21 protein-coding genes are annotated in these 19,723 nt (G+C 57.0%); 5 read left to right on the top strand and 16 right to left on the bottom strand.

All coding sequences use genetic code 11. The features are described from left to right. Positions 1-416: 416 nt before the first annotated feature. From AB1L30_RS26165 to AB1L30_RS26155, 3 genes are all read left to right on the top strand, one after another. Positions 417-1,721, top strand: a complete 1,305-nt coding sequence (locus AB1L30_RS26165) for an acetylxylan esterase (protein ID WP_367017452.1) — start codon at positions 417-419, stop codon at positions 1,719-1,721. A 77-nt stretch (positions 1,722-1,798) separates the two neighbouring features. Beyond that, positions 1,799-2,146, top strand: a complete 348-nt coding sequence (locus AB1L30_RS26160; RefSeq protein ID WP_367017450.1) for a P-II family nitrogen regulator — start codon at positions 1,799-1,801, stop codon at positions 2,144-2,146. A gap of 20 nt (positions 2,147-2,166) precedes the next feature. Continuing rightward, positions 2,167-2,520 carry a hypothetical protein gene (locus tag AB1L30_RS26155; RefSeq protein WP_367017448.1) on the top strand — a complete coding sequence of 118 codons (354 nt, stop codon included), beginning with the start codon at positions 2,167-2,169 and terminating at the stop codon, positions 2,518-2,520. 15 nt (positions 2,521-2,535) lie between these two features. Here the strand turns inward: AB1L30_RS26155 and AB1L30_RS26150 are convergent, their stop codons facing one another. The 9 genes from AB1L30_RS26150 to AB1L30_RS26110 all read right to left on the bottom strand — a co-directional run bounded on the left by AB1L30_RS26150 (position 2,536) and on the right by AB1L30_RS26110 (position 11,450). Then, complete coding sequence (locus tag AB1L30_RS26150; RefSeq protein WP_367017446.1) at positions 2,536-3,657, bottom strand: hypothetical protein; 1,122 nt, start codon at positions 3,655-3,657, stop codon at positions 2,536-2,538. Positions 3,658-3,731: 74 nt separating this feature from the next. Next, positions 3,732-3,944 (bottom strand): DNA gyrase inhibitor YacG, encoded by a 213-nt coding sequence (gene yacG / locus AB1L30_RS26145; protein ID WP_367017444.1) that lies wholly within the window; start codon positions 3,942-3,944, stop codon positions 3,732-3,734. Between the two features lie 33 nt (positions 3,945-3,977). Beyond that, on the bottom strand, positions 3,978-4,259 hold the full coding sequence (locus tag AB1L30_RS26140) for a zinc ribbon domain-containing protein (RefSeq protein WP_345094225.1): 282 nt from the start codon (positions 4,257-4,259) through the stop codon (positions 3,978-3,980). 130 nt (positions 4,260-4,389) lie between these two features. Next, positions 4,390-4,959, bottom strand: a complete 570-nt coding sequence (gene grpE, locus AB1L30_RS26135; protein WP_367017443.1) for a nucleotide exchange factor GrpE — start codon at positions 4,957-4,959, stop codon at positions 4,390-4,392. 18 nt (positions 4,960-4,977) lie between these two features. Continuing rightward, the gene (gene dnaJ, locus AB1L30_RS26130) at positions 4,978-6,141 is read right to left on the bottom strand and encodes a molecular chaperone DnaJ (RefSeq protein WP_367017441.1); all 1,164 of its coding nucleotides are present in this window, start codon (positions 6,139-6,141) and stop codon (positions 4,978-4,980) included. A 132-nt stretch (positions 6,142-6,273) separates the two neighbouring features. Next, positions 6,274-7,848, bottom strand: coding sequence for a chaperonin GroEL (gene groL / locus AB1L30_RS26125; RefSeq protein ID WP_367017891.1), 1,575 nt, complete (start codon positions 7,846-7,848; stop codon positions 6,274-6,276). Between the two features lie 111 nt (positions 7,849-7,959). After that, positions 7,960-8,265, bottom strand: coding sequence for a co-chaperone GroES (locus AB1L30_RS26120; protein WP_345094218.1), 306 nt, complete (start codon positions 8,263-8,265; stop codon positions 7,960-7,962). Positions 8,266-8,354: 89 nt separating this feature from the next. Next, positions 8,355-10,028: a chaperonin GroEL gene (groL, locus tag AB1L30_RS26115; RefSeq protein WP_367017889.1), complete on the bottom strand. Its 1,674-nt coding sequence runs from the start codon at positions 10,026-10,028 to the stop codon at positions 8,355-8,357. A gap of 354 nt (positions 10,029-10,382) precedes the next feature. Continuing rightward, positions 10,383-11,450: a M42 family metallopeptidase gene (locus tag AB1L30_RS26110; RefSeq protein WP_367017439.1), complete on the bottom strand. Its 1,068-nt coding sequence runs from the start codon at positions 11,448-11,450 to the stop codon at positions 10,383-10,385. Positions 11,451-11,593: 143 nt separating this feature from the next. Between AB1L30_RS26110 and AB1L30_RS26105 the strand changes: the two genes are divergently transcribed. Then, complete coding sequence (locus AB1L30_RS26105; protein WP_367017437.1) at positions 11,594-13,153, top strand: GNAT family N-acetyltransferase; 1,560 nt, start codon at positions 11,594-11,596, stop codon at positions 13,151-13,153. Positions 13,154-13,188: 35 nt separating this feature from the next. Here the strand turns inward: AB1L30_RS26105 and AB1L30_RS26100 are convergent, their stop codons facing one another. Further along, positions 13,189-15,201, bottom strand: coding sequence for an acetylxylan esterase (locus AB1L30_RS26100; RefSeq protein ID WP_367017436.1), 2,013 nt, complete (start codon positions 15,199-15,201; stop codon positions 13,189-13,191). A gap of 154 nt (positions 15,202-15,355) precedes the next feature. Continuing rightward, positions 15,356-16,084: a platelet-activating factor acetylhydrolase IB subunit gene (locus AB1L30_RS26095; RefSeq protein ID WP_367017434.1), complete on the bottom strand. Its 729-nt coding sequence runs from the start codon at positions 16,082-16,084 to the stop codon at positions 15,356-15,358. A gap of 300 nt (positions 16,085-16,384) precedes the next feature. On the opposite strand from AB1L30_RS26095, the gene AB1L30_RS26090 reads away from it, so the two are divergent. Further along, positions 16,385-16,567: a DUF6800 family protein gene (locus AB1L30_RS26090; RefSeq protein WP_345094210.1), complete on the top strand. Its 183-nt coding sequence runs from the start codon at positions 16,385-16,387 to the stop codon at positions 16,565-16,567. A 117-nt stretch (positions 16,568-16,684) separates the two neighbouring features. On the opposite strand, the gene AB1L30_RS26085 is transcribed toward AB1L30_RS26090, so the two are convergent. The 5 genes from AB1L30_RS26085 to secG all read right to left on the bottom strand — a co-directional run bounded on the left by AB1L30_RS26085 (position 16,685) and on the right by secG (position 19,654). Next, positions 16,685-17,227, bottom strand: a complete 543-nt coding sequence (locus AB1L30_RS26085; protein WP_367017432.1) for a flavoprotein — start codon at positions 17,225-17,227, stop codon at positions 16,685-16,687. Beyond that, a complete protein-coding gene (locus AB1L30_RS26080; protein ID WP_367017431.1) occupies positions 17,224-17,490 on the bottom strand; it encodes a DNA-directed RNA polymerase subunit omega in 267 nt (88 codons plus the stop codon). The genes AB1L30_RS26085 and AB1L30_RS26080 overlap by 4 nt, the downstream gene beginning before the upstream one ends. Next, a complete protein-coding gene (gene gmk / locus AB1L30_RS26075) occupies positions 17,475-18,077 on the bottom strand; it encodes a guanylate kinase (protein ID WP_367017887.1) in 603 nt (200 codons plus the stop codon). The genes AB1L30_RS26080 and gmk overlap by 16 nt, the downstream gene beginning before the upstream one ends. Positions 18,078-18,136: 59 nt before the next feature. After that, a complete protein-coding gene (locus AB1L30_RS26070) occupies positions 18,137-19,021 on the bottom strand; it encodes a YicC/YloC family endoribonuclease (RefSeq protein WP_367017429.1) in 885 nt (294 codons plus the stop codon). A gap of 120 nt (positions 19,022-19,141) precedes the next feature. Continuing rightward, entirely contained in the window at positions 19,142-19,654 is a 513-nt protein-coding gene (secG, locus tag AB1L30_RS26065; RefSeq protein WP_367017428.1) for a preprotein translocase subunit SecG, read from the bottom strand. Positions 19,655-19,723: the final 69 nt, after the last annotated feature.

Here is a 19,723-nt window from a genome sequence, read left to right as displayed (position 1 = left end):
TCAATGGGGCTAGGAAGGGCGTGCGCTGGATGCACCTTCCGCGGTCGCGTCGGGTGTTCCGGCGAGTAAGCCTTTCAACATAACACAGTTCCGACCATCAACGCCAACATTTCACGGGCATTCCTATCGCCGGATCTGGGTGGGCAACGGAACTGTAGGTAAGTTCTGTTAAGGGGGTACGAAGGGTTTGGTAATTCGCACGAAAAATGTCGATAAGCTGTCAGTAGTTACCGGCGTTTTTGTGCCCCATTCACTCGCATTTCCACCTTTTCATTGCCTGCTTGAATAGAGCCATTTTGTGGGGATGGGTTCACATTTCAAATGGAATCCGCTGGGGGTGGGGCAATCGAGTGGCTAGAATAGGGCGATCGATTCCTCCTACCATGCTGATTTCCTCCTCGATTAGAGCCCTGCCCATGCGATGCTATCCGCGAGTTTCCGCGCCCCTCTTCTGCCTGTTTCTGGTTACGACGGTCACCTCGATGTTGCCTGCCCAGCAAGAAGTCGTCATTTACGATGAAGCCAAGGTTCCGCCGTTCACGTTGCCTGATCCGTTGGTGGGTCCTAATGGCGAAAAGATTGAGACTGCCGAAGCATGGAACTCCACGCAGCGGCCTTACCTGATTCAATTGTTCGAGACCCATGTTTACGGCAAGGCGCCGGCCGCCCCAGAGAAGATCTCGTACAAGGTGACCGAATCGTCGGACGAAGCCTTCGGTGGTAAGGCTCGCCGCCGTCAGGTTGCCATTCAATTGACCAACGATCCCGAGGGGCCGGTGCTGAACCTGTTGGTCTACCTGCCAAAGACCGACAAGCCAGTGCCGATGTTCTTGATGCTCAGCTTCTATGGCAACGCGACGGTTACCGACGACCCCGCGGTGATGCTGCCAACCAGTTGGCTACGCGACAACAAAGACAAAGGTATTTCTGGGCACAAAGCCTCGGAAAAGATGCGTGGCACGAGCAGCGGGCGTTGGCCGATCGAAACGATTCTGGAACGTGGCTACGGGGTGGCAACCGCTTACTATGGCGACATCGATCCTGACTTCGACGACGGATTTCAGAACGGCATTCATCCTTACTTCAACGCCGAGGGGCAAACCAAGCCGAAGGCGGACCAGTGGGGGAGCATCGCTGCATGGTCGTGGGGAATGAGCCGAGCACTCGACTATCTGCAAGAAAGTGAGGAAGTCGACGGCGAGAAAGTGATCTCGCTGGGGCATTCGCGTCTCGGCAAGACGGCCTTATGGGCCGGTGCTACCGATCCTCGTTTTGCCGCGGTCATCTCGAACAACTCGGGCTGTGGCGGCGCGGCACTGTCGCGTCGTCGATTTGGCGAATCGGTTCAGCGGATCAACACGTCGTTTCCCCATTGGTTCTGCGATAACTTCGTGCAGTACAACCACAATGAAGATGCCTGTCCGGTTGATCAGCACGAGCTGATTGCCTTGATCGCGCCACGCCCTTGCCTGATTTGCAGTGCCGAGGAAGATCGCTGGGCCGATCCGCATGGCGAGTTCCTCTCGGGACACTACGCGAGCCCGGTTTACGAGCTGCTTGGTGTTGAAGGGATGGGCGTCGAGAAGATGCCTGCGGTCAACGAGCCCGTTCTCAGCCGATTGGGGTATGTGATCCGCCCTGGCAAGCACGACGTCACCACCCTCGATTGGCAACGCTACATGGACTTCGCCGATCGCCACGTGACAAAGACCGCAAACTAACGGCCATCTGGCGGGCTGCCGGGCACTTCTGGTAGAAAGTTGGGTATCTCCATCCCTCGATTCAGAAGGAGCCCCGCGTGAAACTGATTGTCGCCGTGATTCAGCCAACCAAGCTCGATAGTGTCCGTACGGCATTGTCCGAGATGGCCGTCGAACGCCTGACCGTTTTTGATGCGGAAGGATACGGGCGGCAACGTGGTCAGACGGCGACCTTTCGTGGTATCGAATACCAAACGAATCTGCTGCGAAAGGTGATCATCGAAGTTGCCGTGAACGACGACTTCCTGGAAAAGACCTTGGCCATCATTGAAAACGTGGCTCGAACTGGTCAGGAAGGGAACATTGGCGATGGGAAGATTCTCGTGCTTCCCATCGAACAGGTCATTCAGATCGGCGGCAAAGAACGTGGCCCTTCGGCTGTTTAGAAGAACTTGCAGGTAATACGTTGATTCTCTATTTCACTGCCGACTTGATGTCGAACTCTCGCGTCACCGGTCCTGCCAAAGCTCAAGGCATTCCGGTCCGTGTGATTGCCTCGAAACGGGGTATTCTCGAAACGATCGATGCCGAGACAACCGCTTTGATCGTCGATTTGAATCCGCCGGCTCGCGATGCGATCAGCACGATCGAAGAAGTTCGAGCTTCCCATCCAGACCTTCGCATCTTGGTGCATGGTCCGCATGTGCAAGTCGATTTGCTGTCGGCCGCCAAAGAAGCAGGCGCCGAGGTGATGACCAATGGTCAGTTCCATCAGCAGGTCGGCGCTGTTCTGGTGAAATTGGCCGAACCTGCTTCGTAAGCGGAACCGTCCGGACTAGCTTTCGTCCGAACTTTCTGGAGCGTCCTCGGTGCCTTCCCCCAGATCTTTGTTGAGGGCAGGCATGGCGAAACGAGGCTGATCTTCATCCAGGACGATCTCGTCCATTTCCGCCTGATCGACGTCGCGCCGCAAAAGCAAGTAAATCCCGGCGAACACGGCGAAGAAGTAGCCGAAGTCGTAGGCACCTACCAGGCGATTCATGCAGTGAAACCAGAATCGCCAGACCGGTCCCGAGACCGAGTGATCCATGATGGCGACGGTTTGGTCGAGGCCTTGCCCCCAGTGCAGACCCGTCGTCAGGGCGGTCAAAGCGACGCCGACAAACAAGCAGATGGCGAAATGTCCGACGATTCCAGCAACAATCGCGACGCAGACATACCACAAATAATGGAACGGACGCTGGGTGACATAGGCGTAGCTTCGGCTTAAGGCGTCGAAGTGGTCGGAACACTCGGTGCTGATCGCTCCCCACATCAGTGGCCAGCCCAGCATCAAAGGCACCAACAACAGAGCAACTCCGAAGGCAGCCATCACGGCAATGAAACCGAAAATGCCAGTCACAATCGCCGCCCAGGCACCAAGCCAGTTGACCAGGCCGAACAGCAAGATGATCAGCATCAGCATTGCCACCCCGATCAGGGGGAACAGCGGCGAAAGGAAGTAGCCGAGGAATTTGCGCAGCGAATGGCTCAGTGCCGATTTCATGCCACAGCGATCGTTGACCGAAAACTCCATCGCCGCGATGCGAGCAATCGCACCGCCAAAGATCGCAAACGTGGCGACATACCACAGGGCATAAAAGATGAAGGCCACGAACCCGCGGAATGTGTGAGCGGGGAAGACGCCGCCAAAGGGATTGTGAAACACGAGGCCCGATCGGAAGACCCCGAAGATATCGGTTGGGGCTTCAATGGCCAGCGTATCAGCGGCTTCCGGTGGAAAGCTACCAAACAGGTGGCTTCCAATCCAAATGCCAAGTCCCAAGACGCAGACGCCAAGGTAGGCCAGAAACAGGACCCGCAGGTAGAAGGCGATTAAGGCTGCCCGGAAGAGGACCAACCAAGGAAACGATTCGTGCCAAGAAATGGCTCGCAGTAGACCGCGCTCCTCCGACATGCAGCTAACTCCTTTGGCCTGCGGGAAATATCAAGCCAGAATTATAGGCGGAGATTAGTTGCAGTAAAACGTCACTACAACGAATCTTCATCGTCGTCGAAGCGATCTTCCGGAGGACGATTGGCCTGTTCTTCGAGGTGTTTATCGATATCGACCGGAAGCGAGTGCTCTTCGTCCAACCATTGTCCCAGATCGATCTGCCGGCAGCGCTCGCTACAGAAGGGCATCGCCGGCGTAAATTGACTGTCGAATCCATGGCCGCACGTGGGACAGCGGAGTGTTGCCATTGGAGGTTCCTTCTCAAAACGCGCGAGCGTGTTCTAGGACGAACTGCTTGGCTTCGAGTCGCTCTTGGATGACGACGACTTTGACGAATCGCTGCTCTTGGAGCCCTTGTCGGCACTCTTCTTGTACGAATCGCTGCGATAGTCGGTGATATAGAAGCCTGAGCCCTTGAACAGCAGACCACCACCGGTGCTGAACAGCCGACGCAGTTTCTTCTTCTTGCACTCTGGGCACTTGGTCAGTGGATCGGCCGAAATCGACTGGAATTCCTCGAACTTGTGATCGCAAGCATCACACTGGTATTCGTAGGTTGGCATGGTCGGAAGAACCTTACACGGGCCTTGGGAAACGGTTTCTTAACGCCATTATACTCAGCCGCCGCCGTCACGGCTTGCCGAACTTTTCACTCCCCAACCTCTGGGGAGTGAAAGAGGCGATGGGATCGATTTATTCGGCAGCCTTGGAAACGATCACCTGGCTCGGACGAACGACGCGGTCGTACATCTTGTAGCCGACCTGGGCGACGTGCAGAACCGTGTTCGGTTCGACGTCGGCGCTCGGCTGCTGCATGATCGCTTCGTGCAGGTTCGGATCGAAAGGTTGGCCTTGTGCTTCGATCGCCTCGCAGCCACGCTTCTTCATCGCTTCAACAAGTTGCTTTTCGACAATCTTGATCCCTTCGACAATGCCGCCAGCTTGTTCGCCGGTGCCTGCCGATTCGAGGGCACGCTGCAGGTTGTCGACCACCGGCAGCAAGTCAGCCAGCAGTGGCATGTTAGCGTACTTCAATTCGTCTTCGCGTTCGCGTCGCATCCGCTTGCGGAAGTTTTCGAGATCGGCCTGAGCGAGCAGCACGCGTTTTTCGGCGTCGACCAAGTCTTGCTTGAGCTGCTGGATCGGGTCGTCCGAGGTGCTGAAGTAGGCATCGGCCGACACATTTTCTTCGGTGGCTTGCGTCTCACCGGTCGGCTGCGTCGATTCTTGCGATGGATCGTTTTGGGGATTATCAGCAGACACGCTTTTAAGCTCCTTGACCTAGCTTTTCTTCTTGGTGTCGTGTTCTTCGGAAGACGAGAACAAATAGTCTTTGATCGATTCGAGAAACGACTTGCGGTGCGGCGTCACGTTGGTGTGTTCGCGATCGGCCAACTCTCGCAGGAGTTCCTCTTGGCGAGGATCGAGTTTCTTCGGCACTTCGATGTACGTCTGAACGTACAGGTCGCCTTGCCCGCGGCCGTGAGGATCGGGCATCCCTTTTCCACGCATCTTGAACACCTCGGACGAACCGGAGCCGGCCGGGATGGTGAGTGTCGCAGGGCCATTGAGCGTCGGAACTTCGATCTCGCTCCCCAGGACAGCCTGGGTATAGGTGATCGGCATTTTGAGGATCAGGTGATCCCCTTCGCGTTCAAACAGCTTGTGCTTGCGAATCGAAATATGGCAGTAGCAATCGCCAGGAGGACCACCATCTGGGCTTGGTTGGCCTTCCCCAGTCAGGCGAACTCGCATGCCGTCGTCGACCCCTGCTGGAATCGAAACATCCATGCTCACCCGCTGCGTGCTGAAGCCATTCCCGCGGCAATCCTGGCAAGGATCGCTGATGATTGTGCCTTGGCCACCGCACGAAGGGCAGGTGGTCTGCACGCGGAGAATGCCGGCTTGCTGCACGACCTGACCGGCGCCACCACAGCGATTGCAGGTCTCGGGCTGCGAGCCTGGCTTAGCTCCGCTTCCATTGCAGGTTCCACACGCGACACGGCGATCGACTTGAATTTGACGTTGGACGCCAGTGGCGGCTTCTTCCAGATCGAGCGTGACGCGAACCTGGATGTCGGCACCTTTACGCACGCGTCGGCGGCCGCCTCGACCACCGCCACGGCCGAAGATGTCGCTGAAGATCCCTCCGCCAAAGATGTCACCGAAAGCCTCCATGATGTCTTCAACATCGTGGAAGTTCGCGCGTTGATTGCCATCGACCCCGGCATGTCCGTACTGGTCGTAGCGGGCCCGTTTCTCCGAGTCGCTCAACACTTCGTACGCTTCAGCCGCGGCTTTGAATCGCGTGACGGCTTCTTCGTCGCCAGGATTGGAGTCGGGGTGATACTTGATCGCCAGCTTGCGATAAGCCTTAGAGATCTCGCCGCTCGAGGCGGATCGCTCGACTCCCAAGACTTCGTAATAGTCGACTTTCGTTGCCATCGTGTCCTCACGTAGGCGGCGGTAGAAACAAAACGGGCTGGTCCCTGGAAGAGATGCAGCCCGTTGAATTCTTTCGTGCCAGGTGGCCGCCACAAGTCAGCAGCCACCTACGTCGTTGAACCAGGGTTCGGCTTAGCGAACCACGCCTTCAGCCGCACGCTTGCCATCTTCCTTTTCCAGGTTGGTGACAAGGGCTTCGGTGGTCAGCAACAGGCCGGCGATGCTGGCTGCGTTGCTCAGAGCGGTACGCACGACCTTGGCTGGGTCGATGACGCCAGCTTTGACCATGTCAACGTATTCGCCCTTGTAGGCGTCGTAACCGTAGTTGGTCGACTTCTGCAGAACTTCGTCGACAACCACGTTGCCGTCGATGCCGCAGTTGTCGGCGATCTGACGCATCGGAGCTGGTAGAGCCCTCAGGATGATGTCGACGCCGATCTTTTCGTCGCCACGAGCGGACGAACGAGCCTTTTCAACGGCTTCGATCGCACGAACCAGGGCAACACCACCACCTGGCAGAACGCCTTCTTCAACCGCCGCACGGGTCGCGTGCAGGGCGTCTTCGACGCGAGCCTTGGTCTGCTTCATTTCGGCTTCGGTTTCGGCACCGACCGAGATCACCGCAACACCACCGGAAAGCTTGGCCAGACGTTCCTGGTACTTTTCGCGATCGTATTCGCTGTCGGTTTCTTCGATCTGACGCTTCAGCTGAGCGATACGCGATTCCAGTGCCTTCTTCTCGCCACCACCTTCGACAATGGTCGTCTTGTCCTTGGTGATGTTGATCTTCTTGGCACGGCCGAGCTGGCTCAGTTGAACCTTATCGAGCGTAATGCCGAGGTCGTCGCTGATGACAGTACCACCGGTCAGGATGGACATGTCGGCCAGCATCGACTTGCGACGATCGCCGAAACCAGGAGCCTTGACGGCAGCGATGTTCAGCACGCCACGCAGACGGTTGACGACCAGGGCGGTCAGTGCTTCGCCTTCGATGTCTTCGGCGACGATCAACAGTGGCTTGCCGGTGTTGCCAACTTGTTCCAGCAGAGGAATCAGCTCACGCAGGTTGCTGATCTTCTTTTCGTGGTACAGGATGTAGGCGTCTTCCAGCTCAACGTCCATTTCGGCTGGACGGTTGATGAAGTAAGGCGAGATGTAACCCTTGTCGAACTGCATACCTTCGACGTATTCGACGGTCGTTTCGCGGCTCTTGCCTTCTTCGACCGTGATCACGCCGTCTTGACCGACGCGGTGCAGGGCTTCGGCCAGCAGCTCACCGATCGTGCGATCGTTGTTCGCACTGATCGAACCGATGTTGGCGACGTCTTCCTTGCTGTTGACTGGCTTGGCCAGGTTCAGCAGGAAGTCTTCGGCAGCGGCAACAGCCTTTTCAATACCACGACGAATCGCGGTTGGGTTGCTACCGGCAACAATGTTGCGAATGCCTTCTTTGAAGATGGCACGGGCCAGGACGGTTGCGGTGGTGGTACCATCACCGGCGACGTCCGAAGTCTTGCTGGCGACTTCGTTGACCAGCTTGGCGCCCATGTTTTCGAACCGGTCTTCCAGCTCGATTTCTTTGGCCACGGTCACGCCGTCTTTGGTGACCGTTGGGCCGCCGTACGACTTGTTGATGATCACGTTACGGCCGGTTGGGCCCATCGTGACGGCGACAGCGTCGGCCAGCTTGTCGATGCCCTTGAGCATCTTGGCTCGGGCATGATCCTCGAAAAGCAGTTGTTTTGCCACGCTAAGAAATCCTTATGTAAATAAGACTGAATTCTGTTTTGGGGAAATCTTCACGACGAAGCGAATCGCTTAGTCGTTGACGACTTTCGCCAGGATTTCCGTCTCGCGAAGGATCTTGTACTCGTCGCCATCGATTTCGATGTCGCTACCGCTGTACTTGCCGTAGATGACTTCGTCGCCGATTGCAACCGACAGTTCAGCGCGGCTGCCGCTATCGAGCAGCTTGCCAGGACCGACGGCCAGGACGGTACCACGCTGTGGCTTTTCCTGAGCCGAATCTGGAAGGACGATACCACCAGCGGTGGTTTCTTCCGCCTGCAGCGGCTGAACGACAATGCGGTCATCCAAAGTGCGAATCTTCAGACTCTTCGCCATGGGTGTTTATCCTTAAAACTTATTCAGGGGTATGTTTGATGTTTTGTAACAGTGATTGAAGACAGAAGGGGTTCGGGCAAAGGCCTGATTTACATCATGCCGGGCATGCCCATGCCGCCCATGCCGCCCATGCCACCCATTCCTCCCATGCCGCCGTGGTCATGGTGGTCGTGGTGGTCGCCACCTTCATCTTCCGATGGAATTTCGGTGACCAGCGAGTCGGTCGTCAGCAGCAGGGCCGAGACACTCGCCGCATTTTGTAGAGCGGTGCGAACCACCTTGGCTGGGTCGATGACGCCAGCTTCGACCAGGTCTTCGTAGGTACCGGTGTCGGCGTTGAAGCCTTCGGTAGCCTTCTTCTGCTGGCGAACGCGGTTCACAACAACGCCACCGTCCAGACCGGCGTTTTCAGCGATCGTACGCAGTGGGTATTCCAGAACCTTGGCGACGATGTCGGCACCCAGCTTTTCGTCTCCTTCGACGGCCAGCTTCTTCAAAGCCTTTTCGGCTCGGAGCAGGGCGATACCACCACCTGGGACGATCCCTTCCTGAAGGGCAGCCTGGGTGGCGCTCTTGGCGTCGACCAGCAGGTCCTTGCGTTCCTTCATTTCGGTTTCGGTCACAGCGCCGCAGTTAATCTGAGCCACACCACCAGCCAGCTTGGCCAGGCGTTCCTGCAGCTTTTCGCGATCGTATTCGCTGTCGGTTGCTTCGATTTCAGCACGAATCTGAGCGGCACGACCTTCGATGTCAGCCTTCTTGCCAGCACCACCAACGATGACGGTGTCGGTTGCCGAGATCTTGATCTTCTTGGCGCGACCCAGGTTCGAGTTCTTGACGCTTTCCAGTTCGATACCCAGATCCTTGAAGATCGCGGTACCACCGGTCAGAGTCGCGATGTCGCCGAGCATGGCCTTACGACGATCGCCGTAGCCAGGAGCCTTGACGGCGGCAACATTCAGAATGCCACGCATCTTGTTGACAACCAAGGTTGCCAGGGCTTCGCCGTCGACGTCTTCGGCGATGATCAGAAGTGGCTTGTTGGCCTTGCTGATCGATTCCAGCAGTGGAACCAGCTTCTTGGCCGACGAGATCTTTTCTTCAAACAGCAGGATCAGGCAGTCTTCCAGCTCGACCAACTGCTTGTCTTCGTCGGTGACGAAGTGTGGCGAGAGGAAACCGCGATCGAACTGCATCCCTTCGACAAAGTCGACGGTCGTTTCGCTGCCGCGACCTTCTTCCACGGTGATCACGCCGTCTTTACCAACCTTCAGGAAGGCTTCGGCCAAGACCTTACCGATGGTCGAGTCGTTGTTGCCGGCAATCGCAGCGATCTGTTCGATCTGCTTCTTGCTCTTTTCGTCGATCTTGGTGGCCGACTTCTGAATGGCTTCGCCGACAGCTTCGGCGGCCTTCAGAATGCCACGCTGCAGCGCCATGCCGTCAGCCCCGGCGGCCAGCATCTTCAGACCTTCGCGGAAGATACCTTCGGCCAGCACGGTAGCGGTGGTGGTACCGTCGCCAGCGACGTCGTTCGTCTTGCTGGCGGCTTCCTTGACCAGTTGGCAGGCGAGGTTTTCGTAGACATCATCCAACTCGATGTCTTCGGCAACCGTCACGCCGTCCTTCGTGATCTTGGGGGAACCCCATCCTTTGTCCAGCACGGCATTGCGTCCACGCGGACCCAACGTGCTTTTCACAGCACGGGCCAGCTTCGTTACGCCGGCCAGCAGCGGTTGTCGCGCTTCATCTCCAAAGACCATCTGTTTTGCCACGTCTGGAATCCTCCTCTTGTGGGATGAACTGGTTTGACTCGGTCGGCCTCGGTCGAGGGCGATTCCCTCTCTTGGGCGAGTGGGGCGACCGGTTTATTCCATAACTTGGTTAGTAACCGTTGTTTCGTTTGTTGTCTCAGCGAGGGCCGGATGCACCCTGAGTGCAGATTTTGGCAGACTCTCTCTGAGGCCTGCTAATAGATGCAACTGCCGTGCCGATAACCCAAAAGAGAAGCGCAAGTCACTAACTGGTAGTGACTTGCGTTTATGGTGAAAGATCTTTCGGCGTGATGGGAAGGCTTGTTTGCCAAATTGGCAGGGCGACCTTCGCGGCAACCGAGCTTACATGCCAGGACGGAAGTCGTCGTCGTCCTGGATGCTGTGGAGGAACTCGGCCAGCAGATTCGCGGCGTGATCGATGTCATCGAGCGAGATCGTTTCGACCGCGCTGTGCATGTAGCGGTTCGGAATCGCGACCAGGCCGGCGGCAACGCCTGCGCGGGTGGTTTGGATCGCGTTCGAGTCGTTCGGGGCGGCTTTGCCCAAAGCGGCCATCTGGTAAGGAATCTCGTGCTGCTCTGCCACTTCGATCAAGCGATCGACCACCTTGGGGTTCATGTTCGGGCCACGGTAAATCACCGGGCCACGTCCCAGGTAAACTTCGCCTCGTTCACCACGGTCGATGGTGGGGCAGTCGGTAGCGTGAGTCACGTCGACCGCGATCCCGATGTGAGGATCGATCCCGTGGGCGCTCGTTTTGGCGCCTCGCAGGCCAATTTCTTCCTGAACGGTCGAAACGGCGAAGGCGGCACAGGTCTGCTTTGCTTTCAGCCCATAGCGACGGGCCGCTTCGATCACAACCCACAAGCCGGTGGTGTCGTCCATCTTGGGGGCGAACGCCAGGTTGTTCTGCATCTTCTGCATACCCAGTTGCAGCGTGACCGGATCGCCGATGCGAACTAGCTTCTTGGCTTGGGCTTGATCTTTGGCGCCAATGTCGAGCCAGAGGTCTTTTAGCTGAATCGGTGCTTTGCGTTCCGAATCGGTCAGCAAGTGGATCGGTTTTCGCGAGATGATCGCGGGGACTTCGCCATCTTTGGTCCAGATTGTCATCTTCTGGCCAACCAACTGAACGGGATCCCAACCACCAATCGTTTGGCAGCGAACGAAACCCATTTCGTCGATTTGCGTCACTAGCAGGCCGATCTGATCGCAATGACCAGCCATCATTACGCGAACATTGCCCCCGGAATTTACCGAAGCAATCACGTTGCCATGGAAGTCCGTATCGACATTATCTGCAAACCCAGCGGCATATTCCCGGACCAGATCCTGAACCGGGGCTTCGTATCCGGAAGGACTTGGCGTGTTCAACATTCGCTCAAAAAACTGAAGCGGCTCGGACTCCATGTTCGGATTGGCTCCTGGAAATCTTGGTTAGTTGGGATACGAAGAACGCGTGGGCCTCGTATATCATTGAAGGATCGCTGTGTGCCGGAGACGCGTCTGCGCAACAGCACACATTTAGGCAGTCTATGGCATAGGTGGGTTTGATGGAACCGATTGATCACAAGGAATACGAGTGGAAAACTGTCCTGCGCGAGCTTCGCATCGAGGATTACGATGCGCTGATCGAGATGCAGCGGGCCTGCTTTCCAGGCATGGAGGTCTGGACTCGCGAACACATCGAAAGCCAGATCAAGACGTTCCCGAAGGGCCAGATTGTTATTGAAATCGACGGACAATTGGCAGCTTCGTCGGGCTGCATGATCGTCCAGTACGAACCGAACATGGCCTGGCATAACTGGAAAGCCATCTCCGACAATGGCTATATCCGCAACCACAATCCGAAGGGGGACACGCTATACGGGATCGAGATGATGGTTCATCCCGAATACCGTGGCTTGAAGCTTTCCCGTCGTATGTACGACGCCCGCAAGGAATTGTGCCGCGAGATGAACCTGGCACGAATGATCATCGGCGGCCGAATCCCTGGGTATCACAAAGTGGCCAATGAGGTCTCGGCGCGTGAATACGTCGAACGCGTGGTGGCGAAAGCGTATTTCGACCCGGTCCTCACCGCTCAGACCGCCAACGGTTTCGCCTTGCAAGGGCTGATCCCGAACTATCTGCCGAGCGACGAGGCCTCGTGCGGATATGCCACGTTCCTCGAGTGGCGCAACCTCGACTACAAGGCAGGGGCCAAGCGTCGATTCCATCACCTGGTGGAACCGATCCGGATCACGGTCGTTCAGTACGAGATGCGCGCCATCCGCAGCTTCGAGGAGTTCGCGCAGCAGTGCGATTTCTTCCTCGACGTCGCTTCTGATTACAAGTCAGACTTTATTCTTTTTCCTGAGTTGTTTACGACGCAGTTGTTGTCGTGCGTTGAACCAACGCGGCCAGGTCTCGCTGCCCGGCGTCTGGCAGAGTTCACGACCGACTATCTCGAGTACTTCTCGGAACGGGCCATCAAGTTCAACGTGAACGTCATCGGCGGAAGCCATTTCGTGCTCGAGAACGACACGCTCTATAACATCTCGTACTTGTTCGGCCGCGACGGTTCGATTGGGAAACAGTACAAGATTCATATCACGCCGAGCGAACGGAAGTGGTGGGGTATTGAACCAGGCGACAAAGTCGAAGTGTTCGACACCGACTGCGGCCGGGTCGCGATTCAGATTTGCTACGACATCGAGTTCCCTGAGCTGACACGCATTGCGACCAGCAAGGGAGCCGAGATGATCTTCGTGCCGTACAACACCGACACGCGGCATGGTTACTTGCGGGTGAAGACCTGTGCTCAGGCCCGCTGCGTCGAGAACCAGGTCTACGTCGCGATCTCTGGCTGTACCGGCAACCTGCCATTCGTGGAAAACGCCGACATCCACTACGCCCAATCAGGTGTCTTTACGCCTTGCGACGCTGAGTTCGCTCGGGATGGCATCGCTGCGGAATGCAATCCGAATGTCGAAACGATCGTGATTCACGACGTCGACCTCGAAATGCTGCGACGGCACCGGATGGAAGGCTCGGTCCAGAACTGGAACGACCGCCGGAAAGATCTGTACCAGGTTCGCTTCCTGGAAGATGGCGAACGAGGCTACGTCTAAGCCCCGTTCGTGGACAACAGTCCACGGCAAGCGTTTCAGGGCTTCGCCGTGGTTTGCACCGGCGAACCGGCGACCGCTTTGACTTGCTCGCTAAAGCTCATCAGGTCGTCGTTGTCCGTCTTGATCGTGCGTGGTGCCTGCGGATCGTTGGCGGCCATCGCGGCGGCCTCCGGCAGGTTCATGAATCGGCGCACGTTCAGCAGGTAGGGGCCTTCGCGGTGATCGGCCGGCGGATCGATCAGGTGCAGCGAACCGATCTGCGGCTCGAAGATCGCGGCATACAGCGTGTCGGCGGCCAAGATTCCCTCGGCTTCAATATCGACTTGCTTACTGCCGGAAAGCTTGTTGGCAGCCTTTGCTGCCTGACGAATGTCCCAAATTCGCATGGCATCGAGCGACTGCCCTATCAGCAGGTAGCGGCGTCTTGTGTGGATCTCGGCCTTCTTCTCTTGTGTCCACTGCGTTGGACCGATACCACGTGGGGCAAGAACAAACACCGAGGCGTATTGATCGGCGTCGGCGATCGGCAGGGGCTCGTTGCCATCATCGGAAGCGAGCTTCGACCATTGTTCCCAGCCAGCATCGTCGACGACGATCAACTTGGCCGTCGAAGGCTGATCCTCATTCGCCTTTGATTTCGTGAACTGCAGCAGCGGCAGGTCGACATGCTTCTGCGTTGTTAGCGTATGCTGAGCGACTTGCCACTTGCCGGCCGGCTTCGCTTTACCATTGGCGATTGGGAGAGGTAGCTCCTTTTGCGGCCAGCCGCTGAATGACTTTTCGAGCAATAGCTGCTTCCACTCGGCCGCCATTGTTTCCCACTCAGCGGGCGACTCTGGGGCTTTCGGTGCCGGGGCGATCGGCACGAACGACTCTTCGATCGACGTGACAATTTCGTCTTCGGGAATCTTGTCGAACACCTTCAATTCTTCAACCGTGAATCGCTTGTCAGCGACATCGGCGATTGGCGGCGTTTCGCCCTGCAGATGCTTCTGCAGCCAATAGAACGCCGGAATCTGCAGCGGCTGAATGTCGGCATGCGGACCTGGAACGATCGTCAGAGCGAGGTTCGGGGCCTTCCCGTAGAGCGAATAGATCTTGCGAGCGGCCAGGTGCGTGCGTTCGACCCCTTCGACCGGGAAGATTGGGTCGTAATCGGTGTTGGCGATCATCAGCGGCCGAGGTGCGATCAGGGCGGGCAGCATCGCGTAATCGAACTGGTAGGTGTTCACCCAGAACATGCAGTCGCAATGTCCCGAAACGACGCCGGTGACGACGTGGTCTTGCAGATCGGTAATGCCGGCAACGGGAACGGCGGCTTGAATCCGATCGTCGAGCGCGGCGATGTACCAGCTATAGGCACCACCACCACTGCGACCGGTGACACCGATTTTGTTGGGATCGACGTCGTCGCGTGATTGCAGCAGGTCGATGGCCCGAACGCAGTTCCACGCTTCGACCCCGGCCGGCGTGTAGCCGCGGTTGGTCCACCATTGGCCAGAGTCGTCGTAACTTCCGCGATGCTTGCCGAGAATCTCGCCCAATTGAATCGAATCGAGCGTCAAGCAGACGAAGCCGTTACGGGCAAACCAGGCACCGTGATGCTGATAGTGCGATTTATTGCCGTAGCTGACGCCATCTTTCACGACGCGTCCATGGCCACAAAGGTACAAGACCGCCGGCAGTTTGCCTTCCACTTTGGCCGGGCGATACAGGTTAGCGGTAACGTACAGGCCAGGTCGCGATTGGAAATGGATCTTCTCGACGACGATCCTATCTCGCTCGAGCGTGCCGGTGGTGGTTGCTTTCAGGTCGGTTTTCTCGGGCCAAGGTTCGAGGCCCAACATCTCGCGATATTGCTTGTGAAGCGTATCCCGCCTGGCTTCCCACTGTTCGAGCGAATCGATCTCGTCGAGCGGTTGATCCTGCAGCTTCGCCGTCTGATCGGCGAAGTATTGGTGGACCATCAAGTCGCCAGGGCTTGGCTCTTCGGCGAGGGCAGGGGAGAGGAAAGTAACGGCCAGCAGGGTCGCAAAAGCAAAACGCATCGGCGGCAACTCCGGAGGGAAACTTGTAGGTGGGAGCTACATAATGAAGGGTTGCTCGTGAGTCGTCAAAGAGAATTTGTGGCCTGGAACGAAAAAAGACCAGGACAGATTGCTCTGCCTGGCCTTTTTTGATGTCACGAGTGATTCAAGGCGACTATTCGCCCAGAAGCTCTTTCACTTTGGGAGTGATGGCGTCGGCCCACAGCTTGTAGCCGGCCTGACGTGGATGCAGCAGGTCAGGCATGACTTCCTTCGGCAGCACACCGTCGTCGGTCAGGAACACATCGTTGATGTTCAGGAAGGTGACGTAGTCTTTGTCCTTCATGTCCTTCTCGATGATTTCATTTGCACCGTCGTTCAGCTTGCGCAGCGGATCGTCGGTGGTCGCACCACGCGGGAAGATCGCCAGCAGCAGGATCTTCGTTTCTGGGTGCTTTTCGTGCAGCTTCTCGACGATGGCGTTGACGCCAGCGGCGGTGTCTTCCGACTTCTCTTTGCGATGGCCGGTGTTGTTGGTGCCGATCATGATGACGGCGACCTTCGGCTTATAGCCATCCAGTTCGCCATGTTCAAATCGCCACAAGACATGTTCGGTGCGGTCGCCGCTGTAGCCGATGTTCAGCGGGTGCATCGAGGCGAAGTTTTCGTTCCAGACTTCTTTGCCGGCATTTTCCCAGCCGTGGGTAATCGAATCGCCAATGAAGACGACGTCGATCTTGTCGGCGTTTTCGATCGCTTTCAGCTTTTCTTCGTGACGAGTCTTCCACCATTGATCCCGCGGCACAGGCTTCAAGGCTTCAATCGGTTCCTTGGTGGCGACGTCTTCGGCCCAAGCCGGCATGGCAAAGGCGAAGGCAAGCATCAAGCACGCAATACAACGCATCGCATATCTCCTGGAGGTGTGACAGTGATGATTCGGGTGGGGTAGGTTTGGCAATGTGTACGGTTTGCCGTGCCATCTAGTCTCCGCGAATGAGGGGCGTGCGTCAATTCCCTGGGCCCTAAATGCCCTTTAAGGGAGGGCCGCGGCTCATAGCTTGGACTTCCTCGGCCGAAAACCGCACGGCCGATTGACGAAATTCGCCCCATTCCTTACATTGTTGGGTTTCCAGATCAAGAAATCCGACGTCTTGTACGTCGATTACCCAATCACATTCCGAAATCCCTTTAAAGGAACTGTCGCGTGCCGGTCATCAACGAACGTCACAAGGAGCTGAAACGTCGTCGTCATCGCAAGAAGGTTTATGCCAAGTTCAAGGCAACCTTGGCGAAGAACCCAACGAATGACGAACGTCGCAAGATCGCCGATAAGCTCCGCAAGCTGACTCCGGCCGCTGAAGAACTGATCGAACGCTGGGGCCTGTAAGCCTTCAGCCCGCGATCGCGGTTCCCAATGAGCTACGAAGAGGCGGTATCCATTAGGTGCCGCCTTTTTGCTGCGCATGCAGTAGCGGGGAAGGGCGAGCAGTCGGCTCGTTATTTCTTACTGGCTGCTGAAGTGGCTTTGAATGGCCGCGAAGATCTCGTCAGGCTCGGTCATGCGGCCGGTGCCTTCCACGCGGCAGCTTTGCCAGCCAGAGTCAGGGCCGATCATTTGAACGCCGTCCGTGGTCAGTGTTGCCACGTTTCGCTGGACGGCAGGATGGGCCCACATTTCTTTGTTCATCGCCGGACACATCATCACGTGCCCTGTGAACGCCAGGTAGAGCGTGCTCAGCAGGTCGTCGGCCATCCCATGGGCAGCTTTGGCCATGAAGTCCGCCGAGGCTGGCACGATGCATAGAAGGGCCGCTCGACGCGCAAGTTCAATGTGCGCGCCCAGGGGCATGGCATCGTCAAAGAGTTCCGTATGAACCCGCTTTCCGGAAAGCGCGGCCAAGGTGGCCACGCCTGCGAATTGCTGGGAAGCTCGGGTCATCACTACGGTGACATCGACATCTGACTTGACCAGTTGGCTGACCAGAGCAGGCGTCTTGTACGCGGCGATTCCGCCGGTGACACCAATGATGACCTTTGCCGGGCTCACAGTTCGTCGCTCATGATGGCGTCGAACGACTTGATCATCACGTCGCTATCGGCGGTGGTGCGCAGTTCGTTCGAGGTGTCCAGGAAGATCTTATCCTGCTTGATCTCTTCCAGGACGATTTCCATCTTGTTGTCCGACTGCATGTCGACCAATGGACGGCTACCGGCATTCAATGCGACCAGACGCTTCTGGATCAGCGTCGAAAGCTTGAATCGGCCACCGACCTTCTTGATGATGAATTCTTCTTTCAGTTCTTCGAGCATCGCTCCTCCTTTTCCTGACGGATAATGTCCGCAAGTTGTGTAACGGCATCGTCGGCAGCATCGGCCACGTTAACTACCCGGTAGCGATACCAGGTCGAGTTTTCCATCTCGTGTTGGGCCGTTGCCAGTCGACGTTGAATGGCTTCTTCTGTTTCTGTTCCCCGGTCTCGAAGTCGACGTTCCAATTCTTCGCTCGAGTCGGGGCTGAGGAAAATCGTCACGGCATCAGGGTACTTGTCTTGAACCTTGGCGGCTCCTTCGACGTCGATCTCCAGTAGGACCGAAATCCCCTGGGCGATTCGGGCTTCGACTTCGCTTCGCAAGGTGCCATACAGGTGGCCTGTTCGGAAAACCTCGACGAATTCCAGGAACTGGTCTTCATCGATTCGTTTCTCGAACTCTTCCTTGGAAAGGAAGTGATAGTCGACGCCGTTTTGCTCTCCATCTCGGGGCGAACGAGTCGTCGCCGAGATGCTCAGTTCGATGGCCGGATCTCCCAGGGCCAGCAGTTTACGCACAACGGTCGACTTGCCGACGCCCGAGGGGCCGGAAAGGATGACCAAAATGCCAGGCGTGGTATTCGTCATGCTCTGCTGGTTGCTGGGATTCACGTTTCGGCGAGGACTGCCTTCCAGGCGGAACTCGCTCACTCGATGTTCTGGACTTGCTCGCGGATCTTTTCGATCGCAGTCTTCATTTCCACGACCGCTTTGGCGATCTCGGCATCGTTCGCTTTCGAGCCGATCGTGTTCGTTTCACGAAACAACTCCTGAGTCAGGAAGTCGAGCTTACGGCCCGTCGATTCTTTCTGGGTCAGGAAGTTCTCGAATTGCCCGAGGTGGCTTTTCAGTCGCACGACTTCTTCCGAGATGTTGACGCGATCGGTGAAGATCGCGACTTCGCGAAGGAGTGTTGCTGGATCGACCGAAACGTCGAATTCCTCCAGGACCTTGTTCACGCGGTCGGTCATGCGATCGCGATAGCCGGCGATAACATCGGGCGACTTGGCTTCGATTTCTTCGAGGTGCGACGCGATCAAGGCGAGGTTTTCTCGCAGATCTTTCGTCGTGGCTTCCCCTTCGTGGCGACGCATCGAATCAAACTTTTCAAGCGCCGTCTTGAGGGCTTGTTCGATCACCGGCCAGGCGTTGAATTGTTCGTCGTCACTGTCGCTGTTTTCCTGGACCACGCCAGGGAGCTGCAAGATCGAGTCAATGTGCGGCGTCTCGGTAATGCCGACCTTCGACCCAAGCTTGTGGATTTGTTGGATGTAGCTTTCCAGCACTTCGGTATCGATGCGGTACTTGTCGGCCGTCACGTCCTGCTTGATACGCAGGTTGATCGTGATGGTGCCGCGATTGATATGCTTCCGGGTTACCGCTTCGATCTGCGATTCGAGCCCACTGAAGAGCTCGTTCCCGCGGACCGCCAATTTGAAGTAGCGGTTATTGACCGAGCGGATCTCGATCGATACCGAAACCCCTTCAGTGTGCAGGTGGGCATCGCCATAGCCGGTCATGCTAAGCAGCATGTTGGGGGATCTCCAGTTGAGTGCGATGCGATGGGAAAGGGGCGAATGAAACGATAAAAACTTCCCCAAGAGGTTCTCGGGGAAGTTTGCAGAAAACGTCTTCGATTGGGCTCGAGAACACTAAGAAGCAGGCTTCTCTTCGGTCATCGGAGCTTCTTCGGTTGCTGGGGCGGCAGCTTCCGCGGCTGGGGCTTCGGTCGACTCGCCAGCAGGTGGTTCGAGATTCTCGGCAGGCTTGTCAGCTGGTGCGGCTTCGTCCGCTGGCTGGGTACCTTCTTCGTCCGATGGGACGGTCAATGCTGGACCTTCCATGCCTGGCGTTGCCGAAGCACCACCGGCTGGGGCAACACCGCCGCCAGAGCCCAGCTTGCTCGCACCCGAGTCTTGCAGGCTCATGGTGGCCAGAATGCAGAGCAGAATCCAGAAAACGGCCACGACGATGGTGATCTTCGTGAAGACGTCACCAGCCTTGGCACCAAAAGCGCTTTGACCGCCAGCACCACCCAGGGCACCGGTCAGACCGCCACCACGACCACGCTGCACGAGCACGACCATGATGAGGAAGACCGAGGTCATGAAAATCAGCGGGCCAAGGATATACTGAAGAAACCCGAAAAGGATGGGACTGGTCATGACTGGATACTTCTGAAAACGTCCGTGTTAGGATTCTTGAAAAGGCATCGCCAGCAAGCGAGACCAACC

Source organism: Bremerella sp. JC817, assembly GCF_040718835.1.
Classification (GTDB): domain Bacteria; phylum Planctomycetota; class Planctomycetia; order Pirellulales; family Pirellulaceae; genus Bremerella.
This window is presented reverse-complemented; position numbering and strand designations above follow the sequence as displayed.

Coding starts and splice junctions, on each gene's coding strand:
- AB1L30_RS26100 (WP_367017436.1), bottom strand. CDS start 15,201: ATGCGTTTTGCTTTTGCGACCCTGCTGGCCGTTACTTTCCTCTCCCCT.
- dnaJ (WP_367017441.1), bottom strand. CDS start 6,141: ATGGCAACGAAAGTCGACTATTACGAAGTCTTGGGAGTCGAGCGATCC.
- AB1L30_RS26110 (WP_367017439.1), bottom strand. CDS start 11,450: ATGGAGTCCGAGCCGCTTCAGTTTTTTGAGCGAATGTTGAACACGCCA.
- AB1L30_RS26150 (WP_367017446.1), bottom strand. CDS start 3,657: ATGTCGGAGGAGCGCGGTCTACTGCGAGCCATTTCTTGGCACGAATCG.
- AB1L30_RS26165 (WP_367017452.1), top strand. CDS start 417: ATGCGATGCTATCCGCGAGTTTCCGCGCCCCTCTTCTGCCTGTTTCTG.
- yacG (WP_367017444.1), bottom strand. CDS start 3,944: ATGGCAACACTCCGCTGTCCCACGTGCGGCCATGGATTCGACAGTCAA.
- AB1L30_RS26140 (WP_345094225.1), bottom strand. CDS start 4,259: ATGCCAACCTACGAATACCAGTGTGATGCTTGCGATCACAAGTTCGAG.
- AB1L30_RS26080 (WP_367017431.1), bottom strand. CDS start 17,490: ATGCTCGAAGAACTGAAAGAAGAATTCATCATCAAGAAGGTCGGTGGC.
- AB1L30_RS26095 (WP_367017434.1), bottom strand. CDS start 16,084: ATGCGTTGTATTGCGTGCTTGATGCTTGCCTTCGCCTTTGCCATGCCG.
- secG (WP_367017428.1), bottom strand. CDS start 19,654: ATGACCAGTCCCATCCTTTTCGGGTTTCTTCAGTATATCCTTGGCCCG.
- AB1L30_RS26105 (WP_367017437.1), top strand. CDS start 11,594: ATGGAACCGATTGATCACAAGGAATACGAGTGGAAAACTGTCCTGCGC.
- AB1L30_RS26120 (WP_345094218.1), bottom strand. CDS start 8,265: ATGGCGAAGAGTCTGAAGATTCGCACTTTGGATGACCGCATTGTCGTT.
- groL (WP_367017891.1), bottom strand. CDS start 7,848: ATGCTCAAGGGCATCGACAAGCTGGCCGACGCTGTCGCCGTCACGATG.
- AB1L30_RS26070 (WP_367017429.1), bottom strand. CDS start 19,021: ATGCTGCTTAGCATGACCGGCTATGGCGATGCCCACCTGCACACTGAA.
- groL (WP_367017889.1), bottom strand. CDS start 10,028: ATGGTCTTTGGAGATGAAGCGCGACAACCGCTGCTGGCCGGCGTAACG.
- gmk (WP_367017887.1), bottom strand. CDS start 18,077: ATGACGAATACCACGCCTGGCATTTTGGTCATCCTTTCCGGCCCCTCG.